Source organism: Agromyces sp. NPDC057679, assembly GCF_042799635.1.
GTDB lineage: Bacteria > Actinomycetota > Actinomycetes > Actinomycetales > Microbacteriaceae > Agromyces.
In genome coordinates, this window is sequence record NZ_JBHVIK010000001.1 from 906,837 (window position 1) to 922,956 (window position 16,120).

Sequence of the window (16,120 nt, forward strand, 5' to 3'; positions counted from 1 at the left end):
CCCGTTTTTTTCCGTCAACACCCCTGCAGAATTCAGCGGCGAACCACCCGGAGCGTCGCGAGCGAGGGGTCGACCGCGCCCCGCACGTAGCCGCCCGGCGTGGCCGCGATGCGCCGCAGGAACTCGACGACCTCGGCGGTGACGACCTCCCCCGGCAGCACGTTGGGGATGCCCGGAGGATAGGCGGCGAGGGCGTCGGTCGACACCTGCCCGATCGCCTCCTCGATCGGCACGGCGTCGGCCGGGGCGAAGAACGCGTCACGGGGCAGCATCGCGAGCGGCCCCGGTTCGGGCAGGGCGACCGGCGGCACGACGTCCGCCACGAACGGCCGGGATGACTCGCCGGTGCCCTCCTCGGGCGCGAGCGCGTGCAGCGCCTCGACGATGCGGTCGACGTCGGGCACGACGCCCGCGCCGAGCACGGCCACGACGGCCGAGTCGGTGGCGATCTCGAAGGAGACGCCGTCGCGTTCGAGGCGGTCGCGCACGGTGTGGCCGTGCAGTCCGCCGCGGGCGACGTCGATCGAGACGCGCAACGGGTCGGCGTCGACGATGTCGGCGAAGTCCCCGAACCCGTCGCTCACGATGCCGAAGCGTCCGCGGCGACGGATCTCGTCGCGCAGCAGGTCGGCGGCGGCGATCGAGGCGGCGATGCGGGCCCCGCCGGTCTGCAGGGTCTCGCGCGCGAGGTCGAGCGAGGCGAGCAGCAGCGCACTCGCGCTCGTCGACTGGGTGAGCGTGAAGCCGCGCTCGACGAGCGGTTCGAGCTCGTCGGCGAACGGCCCGTCGGCGAGGTGCAGCATGGCCGACTGGGTGAGGCTGCCGCCGAGCTTGTGCGTGCTCGAGATGACGAGGTCGGCGCCCTGGCGCACGGGGTTCTCGGGGAGTTCGGGGTGGAAGCCGAAGTGCGCGCCCCACGCTGCGTCGACGATGAGCGGGGCGCCCGCGGCGTGCGCGACCTCGGCGAGACCCGAGATGTCGGCGACGGCGCCGAAGTAGCTCGGCGAGATGAGGTAGACGCCCTTGGGCCGGTCGACCCGCTCGAGCGCGGCACGGAGCGACGCGGGCGAGACCCCGTGGTTGATGCCGAGGACGGGATCGATCGACGGCGCGACGAAGCTCGGCGAGAGCCCCGCGAGGATCACCCCGTCGGTGAACGAGGAGTGGGCGCTGCGCTGGCCGACGACGGGGTCGCCCGCCTCGCGGAACGCGCCGAGCGCGAGGGCGGCGATGCGGTTGGCCTGCGAGGCGCCGTTCGTGAGGAACCACGTGCGGCGGGCGCCCCACGCCTCGGCGGCGAGCGTCAGCGCCTCGGCGAGCGGATTGCCTCGGCCCTTGTCGATGCCGGCGAGCAGCGGCGGCACGTCGCGGCGCAGGATCTCGGCGCCGAACCACTCGGTGAGCGCGGGGGCCGCGTCGGGGTCGGCCGCATGGCCGGGGACGTAGACCCTGGCTCGGTCGATCTCGGCGTAGCGGGCGACGGCGTCGGCGTAGGGGGTGGGCATGCCTCAAGCCTTCCCGATCTGCGATCGATACGGAATACCGGTCTTTCTGGAATGATCGATAGCAGGTATTGAGGAGGAGGGGAGGAGGTACGGTGATCGATCTCCGTCAGCTCCGTGCGCTGCGCGCGATCGCCGAGCACGGCTCCGTGGCTGCGGCCGCCCGTGCGCTCGACTGGAGCCAGCCGACCGTGTCGCACCACCTCGCGGGGCTCGGACGGGCGACGGGCACCGCCGTCGTCGAGAGCTCGGCCGCGGGCACCTCGCTCACCACAGCCGGTCGGCTCTGGCTCCCCCACGCCTCGGCCATCGTCGACCGCGCCGACCGCGCGCTCCTCGAGGTCGCCGCGACGCTCGAGTCCGGGCGCCGCACGGTGCGTCTCGGGGTCTTCCCCACAGCGGCGGCGCGACTCCTCCCGGGCCTCGTCGCGGCGTTCGACACCGCCGGCCTCGTCCCCGAGATCACCGAGGCCGAGCTCGACGTGCTCGTCGCGGCGCTCGACCGGCTCGAGCTCGACGCCGCCGTGGTCTACTCCTCGCCCGGCGCGCCCCGGCACGGCGTCCGTCGCTCCGGCACCGGTGTGACGCTGACGCCGCTGTTCACCGAGCGCTTCTCGCTCGTGGTGCCGGCACGCCACCCGCTCGCGGGCTCCGGCCGGGTTCGCCTCGCCGCGCTCGCGGGCGAACGCTGGGTGGTCGGCACGCTCGACGACGACCCGGTCGACGCCGCGTTCCGCTCGGCCGCGGTGCAGGCGGGATTCGAGCCGCTGCTCGGCCCGCGCAGCGACGACTACCGCGTCGTCGTCGAGTACGTCGCCGCCGGGCTCGGCCTCGCGTTCGTGCCCGAACTCGCCGTGCCCGCCGGCCGCGACGACCTGGCCGTGGTCGAGGTCGAGGGGCCGGCGCTCGCGCGCGAGGTCTCGCTCGCGACGGCGCCGGCACTCGCCCCCGAACTGCGGGAACTCATGGTGCGCGCACTCGCCTGACCAGCAGGGTTCCCCTCAGTCGCGCCCACCGCCGACCGGCACCGACGGCCCGTCCTCCGTCTCGGCTTCGGAGGCCGCGGGGGCCGCGGCCGCGCCGTGCACGGGGTGGGTGCGCTCGAGTGCGGCACCCTCGACATCGACGTCGGGCAGGATGCGGTCGAGCCACTTCGGCAGCCACCACGCCTTCTCGCCGAGCAGGTGCATGATCGCGGGGATGAGCAGCATGCGCACGACGAACGCGTCGAGCAGCACGCCCGCCGCGAGGCCGAAGCCGAGCGGGCGCACCATCGTGAGGTGCGAGAACACGAAGCCGCCGAACACCGCCGCCATGATGATGGCCGCGGCGGTGACGACCGCGCGTCCGCCCCGGAGGCCCGCGACGACCGCGGTACGCGCCGGCACGCCGTGCACCCAGGCCTCGCGCATGCCCGAGACGAGGAAGAGCTGGTAGTCCATCGCGAGGCCGAACAGCACGCCCATGACGATGATCGGCGCGAAGTTGAGCACCGGGCCCGGATCGTGCACGTCGAAGAGCGGGCCGAGCCATCCCCACTGGAAGATCGCGACGACCGCGCCGAACGCGGCGAACAGCGACAGCACGAAGCCGGCGGTCGCGATGATCGGCACCAGGATCGAGCGGAACACGAGCATGAGGATGAGCATCGAGAGGCCGACGACGAGGCCGAGGTAGAGCGGCAGCACGTTCGCGAGCTTCTCGGAGATGTCGATGTTGCCGCTCGCCTGGCCGGCGACGCCGAGCGCGAGCTCGCCCGAACCGTCGAGGCCCGCGTCGGCGGCATCGAGCGGCGCGAGCGCACGGAGGGCGTGCACGAGCTCCTCGGTCGACTCGCTCGACGGGCCGTCGTCGGGCACCACCTGGAAGGCCAGGAAGTCGCGGTCGTCGGAGACGCCGACCGGGGCCACGGCGACGACGCCGGGCCGGCCGAGCAACAGCTCGGCGAGCTCGGCCTGCGCCGGGACGACGTCGTCCTCGTCGAGCCCGTCGGGAAGCGCGACCGTGACGAGCAGCGTGCCGTTCTGGCCGGCGCCGAACGCGTCGGCGACCGCGGTGTACGCGCGGTACTGGGTCGAGTCGGCCGCCTCCGACGAGCCGTCGGGCAGGCCGAGCCGCATCGACAGCGCGGGGATGGCGACGACGAGCAGTGCGACGATCGCGATGCCGGCGCGGAGCAGGGCCCGCGAGGTCTTCATGGGCGTCAGCTCGGGCTGCGTGTGCGCGTCGTGCCCGATCTGCGCGCGGGCGCGACGGCTCAGCACGCGCATGCCGATGAGGCCGAGGAGCGCGGGGCTCAGGGTGACGGCGACGAGCACGGCGATGAGCACGCACACCGCGCCCACCGTGCCCATGACCCCGAGGAACGGGATGCCGGTGACGTTCAGCGCGAGCAGCGCGACGAGCACCGTGGATCCCGCGAACACGACGGCATTGCCCGAGGTGCCGTTCGCGAGCGCGATCGACTCGTCGAGGTCCATCCCGGCGAGCAGCTGACGACGGTGGCGGTTGAAGATGAAGAGCGCGTAGTCGATGCCGACGGCGAGGCCGAGCATGACGCCGAGCACCGGCGTGACCGACGACATGTCCACGACGCCCGAGAAGGCGAGCGAACCCGCGACGCCGACGCCGACGCCCACGAGCGAGGAGAGGATCGGCAGCACCGCGGGCAGCAGCGCGCGGAACATGACGATGAGCACGAGGAGCGCGAGCACGACGCCGATGATCTCGCCGGGCCCGATGAGCCCGTCGATCGAGGCCGCGATCTCGGTCGAGTAGTCGATGCTCACGCCGTCGATGCCGGCGCCGTCGAGCTCGGCGGCGACGGCCGACTTCTGCTCGTCGGGGAGGCTGAAGAGGTCCTCCTCGAACATCACCGCGCCGAGCGCGGTGGCCTCGTCGTCCGAGACGGTCCTGATCTCGGATGCCGCATCGGCGAGCCGCACGCCGGCGTCGAGCTGCGCGCGCTGCGCCTCGAGCTCCTCGGCGCCCGCATCGAGCTCGGCGCGGTTCGCATCGAGCTCGGCCTGCCCTGCGTCGAGCTGCGCCTGCTGCGCCGCGAACTGGGCGGCCGCCGCGTCGTACATGCCCGCGGCCTTCGCCTGCTCGACCGCCGCGTCGAGCTGCGCCTGCCCGGCGTCGAGCTGCTGCTGGGCGGCGTCGAGCTGCGCGCCGCCGTCGGCGAGCTGCTGCTCGGCGGCGTCGAGCTGCGCGCCGCCGTCGTCGAGCTGCGCCTGCGCCTCGGCGCGCTGGGCGTCCGCGGCGAAGGGGTCGACGACGCCCGCGACGCCGTCGAGCTCGGCGATGCGCTCGAGCAGCGCGCCGATCTCGCCCTGCTGCTCCTCGGTGAACGCCTCGCCGTCGTCGGTCTGGAAGACGACGGTGCCGGTCGCACCGCCGAGGTCGTCGAGCTCGCCCTGCAGCTCGGCCGTCACCCGGTCGGTCTCCGTGCCGGGGATGCTCATGCTCGACGTCAGCGTGCCGCCGAACGCGAGGAATCCGCCGACCGCGAGCCCAAGGGCGACCACCCACGAGACGATGACGCGCCAGGGCCGGTGCGCGGCGAAGCGCCCGAGGCGGTAGAGGAGTTCGGCCATGGAAGTGCTGCCCTTTCGAGTCGCGGGAGTGGCGGCGCCTCATCGAGCCGCTTCGAGGATATCCGACATCTGTCGGATATCCGACCGATGTCGGAGAACGGTCGGGTCGTGCGGCGTCCGGCTGGCAGAATCGCGATATGGATGTCCGCGTCGAGCGCACCCGCCGTGCACTGCAGGAGGCGCTGTTCGCGCTCGCCAGGGAGCGCCCGCTCGACGAGCTCACGGTCGCCGACATCGCCGCCCGCGCGGGCGTCAATCGCTCGAGCTTCTACCAGCACTACGACGACAAGGAGACGCTGCTCGCCGACGCCCTCGACGCCGCCGCCGAGCAGGCCGGGGCGTCGCTCCCGCGCATCACGGAACCGCTCCCCGGCCCGCCGCAGGCGCTCTTCGACTACCTCCGGCACTTCGACGAGAACGCCGAGATCTACCGGCGCGTGCTCGGCCGCCACGGCTCGGCGGTCGTCATTGCCCGCCTCCGCACGCGCATCGAGGCGATCGTGCGCGACGGCATCACGGCGTCGGGCGCCCGCGTCTTCGAGGGCATGCCGCTCGACGTCGTCGGCGCAGGCATCGCGGGCTCCGCGCTCGGGGTCATCGAGGCCTGGTTGGAGCGCGATCCGCGCCCATCGGTCGAGACGGCCGCCGAGTGGCTGTGGCGGGTGCTGCTCGGCCCCGGCGACGCCTGGCGGTGAGGCTCAGCCCAGCTCGGTGGCGCCCTGCTCGATCGCGGTGTCGGCCAGGTGCCGGGCGCCGTGGCTCAGCACCTTGACGACGACACCGCGCCGACGCAGCTCGCCGAGCGTGCGGAGCTCTTCGTCGACGTCGCGCCCCAGGGCGTGCACGTTCGCCACGACGAGCACGTCGCCGCCGTGCAGGGTGCCGAAGAAGCGCGCAAGCCGCTGCTCCCACGACTCGCCGAGGTTCTCGGGCGCCGGGTAGCGGAAGTCGAGGATCTGCACGCCGAACGCGGCCAGGTCCTGCCGCTGCTCGAGGATGGGCGGCATGTCGGGTCGCGCGATCACGAGGCCGACGAGCCGCGAGCCTTCGGGCCGCGCCATCCACCAGTGGTGGTCGTGCTGCACCTCGACGAAGCACTCGGGGCACTGCGTCGGAGTGTGGGTCGACGACTCCCGTTCGGTGGTGGGATTCTCGTCGCTCATGGTCTCGCTCGCTCCTCGCAGGGTCGGCTACATCGTACGCGGTCGGCCCGACATCGGGGCAGGTGAACGGCCGATCCGACGAGGCGCGGCGTCAGTCGTCGGCGCGGACCCGCATCCGCCGTGCACGACGGCGGGCGAGCACGACCGCCGCCGCGCCGAGCATCAGCACGGCGAACGCGACGAGCAGCGGCGGCGTCCCGTCGAATCCGGATTCGGGCAGCGCCGCCGGCCCGGGCGGCGGCGTCGGGCCCGGGGTCGGACCGGGCGGCACCGTCTGCTCGTTCGCGAACGTGCACACCACCGTCTCGCCGAGACCGAGGTCGACGACGGCGCTCGCGCCCTCGATCACGGCTCCGCCGGTCGCGCCCGTGCACGTGATCCCCGCGAGCTCCCACCCGTCGGTCTCGAGCTCGGTGACGACGTACTCGCCCGGCGCGAGCGGCGCGGTCGAGAACGGCGGCGAGGCATCCGACAGGGTGAAGCCGTCACCCGCCTCGCCCGCGGCCCCCCACTCGAAGGCGAACTCCTGCGGCGAGCCGCTCGGCACCGTCGTCTTGTCGACGACGATCACGCCCCATTCCACGTTCGTGAAGGTGCAGACGACGGTCTCGCCGGGGTCGAGCTCGATCGAACCGACGAGACCCTCGACGCTCGACGCCGTGCCCTCGACATCGCCGTCGACGCAGGTCAGGGCGGTGTTCTCGTAGCCGTCCTCGTCCGACTCCGCGACCGTGTAGCTGCCGGGCGCGATGCCGTCGAAGCTCGCGGCCCCGGTGCCGTCGCTCGTCGTCACCGTGAACTCGGGCGGCTCCAGCCAGTCCCCAGTGAAGTCGAAGGTGCCGTCGGCGCCGTCGACCGCCTTCGCGATGACGATGCGGCCCGGCGCGGTGTTCTGGGCAGTGCAGTCGCCGACGTCGCCCGGGGCGACCGAGAACTCGCCGAGGTCGTCGATCACGAAGGGAGCGCTCCCGTCGGCAGGGGTGATCGTGCAGCTGAGCGCCCCCTCGATCCAGTCGGGTCGGTCGACCTCGACGAAGGAGTACCGGACGCCCGGAACGATCACCGGCAGCGCGATGCTCGCCGTGCCGCCCGCGGTGGTCGCGCTCACGGTCACCGGATCGACCTCGTGGTCGAGATCGGTGAGGACGAACTCGAAGGTGCCGTCGCCGCCCAGCGAGGTCTTGGTGAGCGTGCCGGTGCCGGCGGTCGCCTGGTTGATGAAGGTGCAGGCGAGCTCCTGGCCCACCGGTGCGGTGAACTGCACCCCGGGCTCGCCAGGATCCTCGTCGACGAGACCGCCGCAGTCGACGGTGCCGGTCCAGCCGGCCGGCACGTTCTCGGTGATCGAATAGCTCCGCCCCGGCACGAGTCCCGACCAGGTCGCGCTCTCGCCCGACTGCCCGGTGCCGCTCACGGTCTTGGGGTCCGCCTCGCCCTCCGGCACCGGGGCGATCGACAGCTCGAACGACCACTCGAAGTCCGAGGCGATGCCGCCGGCGATCTTCGCGACCGTGATCGACGACGTCGCCGCGGTGTTCTCGACGGAGCAGGCGATCGCCTGGCCGGGCTCCGGCACGAACTGCAGCCCGGCTGCGGCGGGGTCGAGGTCGGCGACGCCTTCGCACGTGAGCTCGCCCCGCGTCCAGCCCGGCTGATCGGCGCCCGCCTCGCGGATCGTGTACGTGTCGCCGGGCACGAGCTCGCCCCACTCGACGAGCGGTGCCGCGTCGGTCGCGGTGCGTCCGGCGAGGCTGCCGTCGGGCGCGACGAGCTCGAAGTCGAACGACCATGCGAAGCCCGGGTCGACGCCCACGACCGACTTCTCGAGCGACAGCGACGCCGGCTCGGCCCGGTTGGTGAAGAAGCAGACCGCCGCCTCGGTGTCGAGGAGGTCGACGACGACCCCGCGCCCGTCGGCGCTGGGCGCCCACTCGGCGCCGTTGCAGTCGACGCCGTCGAGCGCCCAGCCGTCGACGTCGACCGGTTCGGTGATGGTGTAGCTGCCGGGCTCCAACGATCCGAAGGAGACGAGTGCTTCGTTCGGCGGAGTCGAGTTGCCGTTGAGCGCGAAGCCCGTCGGGTCGTCGTCGGGCGGCGTGAAGAGGAAGTCGAACAGCTGGTCGAACTCGACCGGGACGGTCCGTTTGACGATCGCGATCGAGCCGGGAAGGCTGTTCGTGAAGAAGCAGCGCACCGTCTCGCCAGGCAGCACCGTGAGGTCGATGCTGCGCAGCTCGACGTCGCCGGTGTGGTCGCTCCCGCCGTAGGTGCAGGAGAGGTCGGCCAGCCGGGTCGCGGGATCCTCCGCGTCGCTCACCTCGGTGATCGAGTAGTCGCCGGGTGCGACGCCGGTGAAGACCTGCTCGTAGAGGGTTCCGTCGCCGTTCGGCGCGGCGATGCTGAAGTTCTCGCCGCCCGGCAGGTCGCTCGTGAAGTCGAAGGTGCGCCCGTCGACCCCGTGCACCTCCTTCGAGACGATCACGGTGCCGAGCTGGGTGTTCGTGAACGTGCACGTGATGTTCTGGCCGGCCGACGGCGTCACGGTGACCGAGCGCTCGCCGGTCTCCACCTCGGCGTCGCAGTTGAGACTGGGCGGCAGCCATCCGTCGGCGGGCCCTTCGGTGATCGTGACGGGCTCGCCGACCGGTACGGCGAACGAAAGGCTGCCGTCGTCGCCGAGCGTGAAGGGATCCTGCCCGGTCGCCTCGAACTCGAACTCCGCGGTCGCGCCGTCGGGCTCGGTCTGCTTCACGACGGTGATCACGGCCGCCGAGTTGGTGATCACGCAGTCGGTCGTGTTCGCCGGTGAGACGAGGAACGTGTCGGCGGGGTCGTCGAGCACGAACTGCTGCGCAGGGCCGCCGGTGAGCGGGATCGCGGTGCAGACCACCGACTGCAACGACCACGGCGGCGGGATCTGCGTCTCCGACAGGCGGTAGTCCGATGCGGCGAGCACCTCGGGGTAGCTCTTCGTCTCGCCCGCCCCGATCGTGTCGACGATCGTGTCGACCGGCGGCAGCCCCGGGAGGACCGGACCGCCGTCGCGGGAGATCGTGTAGCCGAAGTCGTCGTCGGCCACGATGCCGGCCGGCACGGTCGCCTTCGTCACCGTGAGCGCGCCGCAGTTCGAGAGGTTCATCGGGTCGGGCGAATGCTCGGCGAAGTCCTGGATGTTCGCCTGCGGCGAGTTGCCGGTGCGCGTGAACATCGCCGACACCTCGAAGGTGCTGCACTCCGTCGGATCGAAGATGCCCGCGGTGGTCAGGTCGATCGCGAACTCGCCGAAGGTCTCGAGCGGCTGGTTCGTGAGCGGCGGCCCCTCCTGCCGCACCCCCGTCGACCAGTCGATGTCGGCGGTCCCGGGCTGCGGTTGCCACGTGCCTGCGCCGAGCGCGTTCGCGCACCCGTCGCCCGCGGCCGGCGCCCATCGGAGCACCCGTGCGGTCGTGCCGGACGAGGCGTAGTCGAACTCGATGAGGACGTCGTCGCAGCGGCCGGCGGCGGGGCCCTCGAGATGCTGGAAGATGCTCACCTCGCCGTTGCCCGCGTATCTCGTCCAGTAGCCGTAGAGGATGCCGTGCCGGCTGCCGTCGGCGCCCAGGACGATCTCGACGCCGTAGCCGGTCGAGCAGAGGTCGCCCTTCTCGTTGGGCTTCGCCGAGCCCGGAAGCCACGGGTTCGTGTTCGGATTCTGGCTCGGCGGTGCGCCCGTCGGCTCGGCTCCGACGTTGCAGGCCGCCGTCGCCTCGCTGTTGTCCCACGCGAACGCCCCCTGCACGACGCCGCTCGACTGCAGTCCCTGCGTCGTCGTGTACGTGCCGGTCGGGGTGAAGGTGAAGCTGCTGTCGGGCTGGACGCCCGTGATGAAGTCGCCCCAGTTGAAGGTGGTCGGCGGGGAGGCGGGAGTCGTGGTGCCGTTCATCACCATGCCCGTCTGGAGCCCCGAGGGCGACAGGGTCGCGGCCGAGGCGGGCGCCGCGGCGCCGAGCGGCACGAGCACGGCCGCGAGCAGCGCCACGGCGATCATCGCCGCGCTGCGCCGCCGTCGCACGGTCATGGTCGCCGCACGCTCCCGAGCAGGGGGATCTCGGGCGACGGCGATACCGTCGCGCTGATCGGACCGGCTGTTCCCCCCGGCGTGCGCACCGTTTCACCGTAGCGAACTCCCGGCGCCGAGAACAGTCCCGGGCACCGCCCGGCCGGCGCCGCGAGCTGCGGCGCCCTCAGCCGGTCGCGCCGAAGAAGCCGATCGCCGCCTCGCGGAAGACCCGCGACCCCGGCGCGTTGAAGTGGTGCCGGCCGGGCAGCTCGACGAACTCGCCCCTCGGCGTCGCCGCGGCGAGGAGTCGCGACTCCTCGATGATCGCGTCCTTCGTGCCGGTGGCGAAGAGGATGCGCTGACGGGGCGGCCTCGACGCGTCGGGATCGGCGTCGCCGTGGCGCATGCCCTCGGCGAGCGCGATCAGCGCGAGCAGGTCGTTGCCCGGCACCCGCTCGGCGAGCGTCGCGTAGTTGCGCGTGACCTGGTCGTCGATCGGCGTGCCGTGCAGGGCGTACGAGCGAGCCTGCGCGACGTCGAGCCGCGCCAGCGGCCGCCCGTCGGGGATGCCGCCGAGCACGGCGCACTCGACGTGCTCGGGCGCCTGCACCGCGAGCTGCCAGCCCACGCGGGCGCCGAGCGAGTAGCCCGCGTAGCGCACGGTGTCGAGGAGGTAGGTGTCGAGCACCGTCACGAGGTCCTGCACGAGCGCCGACATCGCGTACTCGGACGCCTCGCGCGGCTTGTCGCTCGCCCCGTGGCCGAGCTGGTCGACGCCGAGCACCCGGTACCCGGCGTCGAGGAGATCTCGCACCCAGCCGGTGTTCACCCAGTTGTCGCGGCAGCTCGACGCGAAGCCGTGCACCGCGAGCACGGTCGGCGCCGACTCGTCGCCCCACGAGTACGTGGCGATGCGCCGCCCCTCCGCGGTCATCACGAACTGCGGGGCGGGCATCGCGGTCAGCTGCGGGAGCGAGGCATCCATGTCGGCCATTCTCCCGGTTCGCGGATGCCTCGCGCCGCACCCCGCCCGATCGCGTCGCGCCGCCCCGCGCTCAGCCTTGGAAGTCCTCGGGGTCGACGTCGTCGAGGAACTGCTTGAACTCGGCGAGCTTCGCCTCGTCGTCGGGGCCCTCGTCGCCGACGCCGGCCTCGGCATCGTCGTCATCGCCGCCGGCGAGCTCGGCGGGGATGCCCGCGTCGTCGAGCACCTCGTCGGCGACGAAGATGGGCGCCGCGGCGCGCAGCGCGAGCGCCACCGCATCCGACGGCCGCGCATCGATGACCTGCCGCCCGGTCGGCGTGGTGAGCGTGAGCTCGGCGTAGAACGTGCCCGACTCGATGCGCGTCACGTCGACACGCTCGACCCGGGCGCCGACGGTCGCGAACAGGGTCGTGATGAGGTCGTGCGACAGCGGCCGTGGGGCCTGCTCGCCCTCGAGGGCGATGAGGATCGAGGTCGCCTCCTGGGCGCCGATCCAGATCGGCAGCACGCGGGGGGCGCCCGGCTCGAGCTCGTCGTCGAGCGGCTTCAGCAGCACGAGGTGCTGCTGGGCGGCGTCGAGCGCGATGCCGAGCACGCGAACCTGGACCATCTTCCGAGGGTAGGCGCGTTCGCCGCTCGCCGACAGGGTGGTTCGCCGACGGGTGGTTCGCCCACAGCGAGCACGCTGGCGCGGGCCCTCCGCCGGGTTCAGGATGGAACGATCCGGATCGTCACCGAAGGAGCCTCGCATGAGCAGCTGGACCGCCGACGAACTCGACCGCATCGGCGACGCCGAGGAGCTGCAGCTCGCCTCGTACCGCCCCGACGGCACGCTGCGCCGGTACGTCGTGATGTGGGTCGCCCGGGTCGGCGACGAGCTGTACACCCGCTCGGCGTACGGCCCCGACGCCGCCTGGTACCGGCACGCCCTCGCCAGCGGCCGCGGCCGCATCCGCGCGGGCGGCGTCGAGCGCGAGGTGCGATTCGAGCCCGGCGACCCCGAGGCGAACGTGCCCCTCGACGCCGAGTACCACCGCAAGTACGACCGCCACGGCGAGAAGATCGTCGCCACGGTGGTCGGCGAGCACCGCTACGGCCTCACCGTCCGACTCGCCCCGGACGGGGCGTAGCCCGCGGGCGGTCGCTCGGCGAGAATGGCGGGATGCGTGCGGCGATCGCCGACGCCGCTCCGAAGGGACCCGCATGACGAACGACGCCCGCGCCGAGGCATCCGCACCGACCGCATCGCACGCGTCGGAACCGTCGGCGCTGTCGGCCGCCGACCCGCACTGGTGGCGGCAGGCGGCGGTCTACCAGATCTACCCGCGCAGCTTCGCCGATCGCAACGGCGACGGCATCGGCGACCTCGTCGGCATCACCTCGCGGGTGCCCTATCTCGCCGAGCTCGGCGTCGACGCGGTATGGCTCAGCCCGTTCTACCCCTCGGCGCTCGCCGACGGCGGCTACGACGTCGACGACTACCGCGACGTCGACCCGAAGATCGGCACGCTCACCGAGTTCGACGAGATGGTCGCGGCGCTGCACGGGGCCGGCATCAAGGTGGTCGTCGACATCGTGCCGAACCACAGCTCCGACCGGCACGAATGGTTCCGGGCGGCGGTCGCCGCAGGCAAGGGCTCGCCCGAGCGCGAGCGCTACCTCTTCCGCGACGGGCGCGGGGCGAACGGCGAGCTGCCCCCGAACGCCTGGACCTCGATCTTCGGCGGCAGCGCCTGGGAGCGCGTCACCGAGCCCGACGGCACGCCCGGCCAGTGGTACTTCCACCTCTTCGCGAAGGAGCAGCCCGACCTGAACTGGGAGCTGCCCGAGGTGCACGAGGACTTCCGGCGCACCCTGCGGTTCTGGAGCGACCGGGGCGTCGACGGCTTCCGCGTCGACGTCGCCCACGGGCTGAAGAAGGACCTGGACGCCTCGCACGACGACCTGGCGACGATCCACCGCGCCGACCTCTTCGCCGACGGCTCGCACCCCCTCTGGGACCGCGACGACGTGCACGAGATCTACGCCGAGTGGCGACAGGTGTTCGACGAGTACGACCCGCCGCGCACGGCGGTCGCCGAGGCCTGGGTGCATGCCGACCGGCGCGCCCGCTACGCCTCGCCCGAGGGGCTCGGCCAGGCGTTCAACTTCGACCTGCTGCAGGCGGGGTTCGACGCGGAGGGGTTCCGCGAGGTCATCGCGAACAACCTCGCGGAGGCGGCCGCCACGGGCGCCTCGTCGACGTGGGTGTTCTCGAACCACGACGTCGTGCGGCACGCGACCCGCTACGGCCTGACGGTCGAGTCGGGCGCCGCGGGCGGCACGCCGACCGGCGCGGAGGGCAAGGCGTGGCTCCTCGCGGGCGGCGACCCCGACTTCGTCGACACGGCTCTCGGCCTTCGCCGGGCCCGCGCGGCGACGCTGCTCATGCTCGCGCTGCCGGGGTCGGCGTACCTCTATCAGGGCGAGGAGCTCGGCATGCCCGAGGTGGGCGAGATCCCCGACGCCGACCGGCAGGATCCGGCGTTCTTCCGCAACACCGGCGTCGAGATCGGTCGAGACGGATGCCGCGTGCCGCTGCCCTGGACGGCCGAGGGCACCTCGTTCGGCTTCGGCCCCACGGGCGCCGCGGCACCGCACCTGCCCCAGCCCGCGTGGTTCGCCGACTACGCCGTCGATGCCGAGTCGGGGGTGCCGGGCTCGACGCTCGAGCTCTACCGCACGGCGCTCCGGCTGCGCCGCGAACTGCAGGGTGACGAGGCCCTCGAGTGGCTCGAGGCATCCGAGCCGTCGGTGCTCGCCTTCGCCCGGCCTGGCGGCTGGCGCTCGGTGACGAACTTCGGCGACGACGCCGTGCCGCTGCCCACGGGCGAGGTGCTCGTCGCGAGCGGGCCGCTGCCCGGCGACGGCACCCTGCCCGGCGCGACGACGGTGTGGGTGCGCTGAGCCGCGCCAGTGCTGTGGCAGCGCCCCACCCGGGCTCGCGCGCCGTTCAGCGCGCCCGGCGCCAGAGCACGATCGCGGTGACGACGCTCGCGACGATCGCGAGGCCCGCGATCGTCGCGAAGACCATGTAGCGGATCTCGGTCGCCTCGCCCTCGTAGGGCTGGGCGTCCGACCAGTCGAGCGAGATGCGCACGAACGCGAGCGCGAGCGCGGTGCCGCCCACGCCGACGAGCACCGCGATCAGGCGCCGCTTCCCGCGTCCGGTCATCCTCGTCGCACCCTTCCGTTCGTCCCGCATGTGCGGCGCTGCCAGCCTGACACAGTCGAATGTGCGATTTCGCACACGGCGCGTGCGGAACTCCCCATTGGTGCAGGCGGCCGGCCGCCCCAGAATCGAGCAGTGGCGCGACCCTGCCGCCCACTCCGTTCATGCAAAGGAGCATCGGATGACCCAGTCCCAAGCCGCCCAGGCGCCGACGTCCACGTCGGGCCTCCGACGCGTCGTCTCCGCGTCGATGGCGGGCACCGTCGTCGAGTGGTACGAGTTCTTCCTCTACGCCTCGGCGGCGACGCTCGTGTTCGGCACCGTGTTCTTCCCGCCGTCCGACGACCCGTTCGCGGGCATCATCGCCGCGTTCCTCACCTACGCGGTCGGCTTCATCGCCCGCCCGCTCGGCGGCATCGTGTTCGGACACTTCGGCGACAAGTACGGGCGCAAGCGGCTGCTCCAGGTGAGCATCCTGCTCATCGGCGCCGCGACGTTCCTCATCGGCTGCCTGCCGAGCTACGCGCAGATCGGCCTCGCGGCGCCGATGCTGCTCGTCGTGCTGCGCTTCGCGCAGGGCTTCGCCCTCGGCGGCGAGTGGGGCGGCGCGGTGCTGCTCGTCGCCGAGCACAGCCCCGACCGCTCGCGCGGGTTCTGGGCGAGCTGGCCGCAGGCCGCGGTGCCGATCGGCAACCTGCTCGCGACCCTCGTGCTGTTCGTGCTCTCGTCGACGCTCACCGCCGAGGCGTTCCTCGGCTGGGGCTGGCGCGTCGCGTTCTGGCTGTCGGCGGTGATCGTGCTGATCGGCTGGTACATCCGCACGAAGGTCACCGAGGCGCCGATCTTCCTCGAGATGCAGCAGGAGCGCGAGCAGGTGAAGGCGAACTCGTTCGGCCCGCTCGAGGTGCTGCGTCGCTACCCGCGGGGCGTGCTCGTCGCGATGGGACTCCGCGTCGCGGAGAACATCCTGTACTACGTCGTCGTGACCTTCTCGATCGTGTACCTGACGCAGGTCGTGCAGGAGGGCACCTCGGCGACCCTGCTGATCCTCGCGGGTGCGCACGTCGTGCACTTCCTCGTCATCCCCGTGTTCGGGCGGCTCTCCGACCGGCTCGGCCGCAAGCGCGTGTACGCCGCGGGCGCCGTGCTCGGAGCCACCTGGGCGTTCTTCGCCTTCCCGCTGATGCAGACCGGCCAGCCGGTCGTCATCTGGGCGGCGATCGCGCTCGGCCTCGTGTTCCACGCCGCCATGTACGCCGCACAGCCGGCGATCATGGCCGAGATGTTCCCGACCCGGATGCGGTACTCGGGCGTCAGCCTCGGCTACCAGGTGACGTCGATCTTCGCCGGCTCGCTCGCCCCGATCATCGCGACCGGACTGCTCGCGCAGTACGGCTCGAGCGTGCCGGTGGCGATCTACGTCGCGATCGCCTGCGCGATCACCCTCGTCGCGGTCGCGGCGGCCCGCGAGACGAAGGGGCTCGACCTCCGCACGCTCGACGCCGCCGATCGCGAGCGCCTCGGCTCGGCGACCGCGCCCGAGCAGGTCGGCGCGAACGCCTGACCGCTCATCGGATGCCTCGGCCGGCCCGTCACCGTGCGGGTCGGCCGTCGGCGTCTGCGC

Annotated in this window: 12 protein-coding genes; 5 read left to right on the forward strand and 7 right to left on the reverse strand. The window is 72.6% G+C overall.

Features of this window, described 5'->3' with window-relative positions:
* Positions 1-32: 32 nt before the first annotated feature.
* Positions 33-1,505 (reverse strand): aminotransferase class I/II-fold pyridoxal phosphate-dependent enzyme, encoded by a 1,473-nt coding sequence (locus ACFVAJ_RS04065; protein ID WP_376941522.1) that lies wholly within the window; start codon positions 1,503-1,505, stop codon positions 33-35.
* Between the two features lie 92 nt (positions 1,506-1,597).
* Between ACFVAJ_RS04065 and ACFVAJ_RS04070 the strand changes: the two genes are divergently transcribed.
* A complete protein-coding gene (locus ACFVAJ_RS04070; RefSeq protein WP_376941523.1) occupies positions 1,598-2,488 on the forward strand; it encodes a LysR family transcriptional regulator in 891 nt (296 codons plus the stop codon).
* A gap of 15 nt (positions 2,489-2,503) precedes the next feature.
* On the opposite strand, the gene ACFVAJ_RS04075 is transcribed toward ACFVAJ_RS04070, so the two are convergent.
* Positions 2,504-5,098: an MMPL family transporter gene (locus ACFVAJ_RS04075; protein WP_376941524.1), complete on the reverse strand. Its 2,595-nt coding sequence runs from the start codon at positions 5,096-5,098 to the stop codon at positions 2,504-2,506.
* Between the two features lie 137 nt (positions 5,099-5,235).
* On the opposite strand from ACFVAJ_RS04075, the gene ACFVAJ_RS04080 reads away from it, so the two are divergent.
* Positions 5,236-5,793, forward strand: a complete 558-nt coding sequence (locus ACFVAJ_RS04080; protein ID WP_376941525.1) for a TetR/AcrR family transcriptional regulator — start codon at positions 5,236-5,238, stop codon at positions 5,791-5,793.
* 3 nt (positions 5,794-5,796) lie between these two features.
* On the opposite strand, the gene ACFVAJ_RS04085 is transcribed toward ACFVAJ_RS04080, so the two are convergent.
* The 4 genes from ACFVAJ_RS04085 to ACFVAJ_RS04100 all read right to left on the reverse strand — a co-directional run bounded on the left by ACFVAJ_RS04085 (position 5,797) and on the right by ACFVAJ_RS04100 (position 11,895).
* Positions 5,797-6,261 carry a recombinase family protein gene (locus tag ACFVAJ_RS04085; protein ID WP_376941526.1) on the reverse strand — a complete coding sequence of 155 codons (465 nt, stop codon included), beginning with the start codon at positions 6,259-6,261 and terminating at the stop codon, positions 5,797-5,799.
* A gap of 91 nt (positions 6,262-6,352) precedes the next feature.
* Positions 6,353-10,318, reverse strand: a complete 3,966-nt coding sequence (locus ACFVAJ_RS04090; RefSeq protein ID WP_376941527.1) for a collagen binding domain-containing protein — start codon at positions 10,316-10,318, stop codon at positions 6,353-6,355.
* Between the two features lie 166 nt (positions 10,319-10,484).
* Complete coding sequence (locus ACFVAJ_RS04095) at positions 10,485-11,285, reverse strand: alpha/beta fold hydrolase (protein WP_376941528.1); 801 nt, start codon at positions 11,283-11,285, stop codon at positions 10,485-10,487.
* A 70-nt stretch (positions 11,286-11,355) separates the two neighbouring features.
* Complete coding sequence (locus ACFVAJ_RS04100) at positions 11,356-11,895, reverse strand: bifunctional nuclease family protein (protein WP_376941529.1); 540 nt, start codon at positions 11,893-11,895, stop codon at positions 11,356-11,358.
* Between the two features lie 139 nt (positions 11,896-12,034).
* Between ACFVAJ_RS04100 and ACFVAJ_RS04105 the strand changes: the two genes are divergently transcribed.
* Together ACFVAJ_RS04105 and ACFVAJ_RS04110 are read left to right on the forward strand one after the other, a co-directional pair.
* Positions 12,035-12,415, forward strand: coding sequence for a DUF2255 family protein (locus tag ACFVAJ_RS04105; protein WP_376941530.1), 381 nt, complete (start codon positions 12,035-12,037; stop codon positions 12,413-12,415).
* 73 nt (positions 12,416-12,488) lie between these two features.
* Positions 12,489-14,231: an alpha-amylase family glycosyl hydrolase gene (locus ACFVAJ_RS04110; RefSeq protein ID WP_376941531.1), complete on the forward strand. Its 1,743-nt coding sequence runs from the start codon at positions 12,489-12,491 to the stop codon at positions 14,229-14,231.
* Between the two features lie 46 nt (positions 14,232-14,277).
* Here ACFVAJ_RS04110 and ACFVAJ_RS04115 read toward each other — a convergent pair whose 3' ends face one another.
* Complete coding sequence (locus ACFVAJ_RS04115) at positions 14,278-14,499, reverse strand: hypothetical protein (RefSeq protein ID WP_376941532.1); 222 nt, start codon at positions 14,497-14,499, stop codon at positions 14,278-14,280.
* A 178-nt stretch (positions 14,500-14,677) separates the two neighbouring features.
* Here ACFVAJ_RS04115 and ACFVAJ_RS04120 point away from each other — a divergent pair, with 178 nt between their 5' ends.
* The gene (locus ACFVAJ_RS04120; protein ID WP_376941533.1) at positions 14,678-16,060 is read left to right on the forward strand and encodes an MFS transporter; all 1,383 of its coding nucleotides are present in this window, start codon (positions 14,678-14,680) and stop codon (positions 16,058-16,060) included.
* The last annotated feature ends 60 nt before the right edge of the window (positions 16,061-16,120 follow it).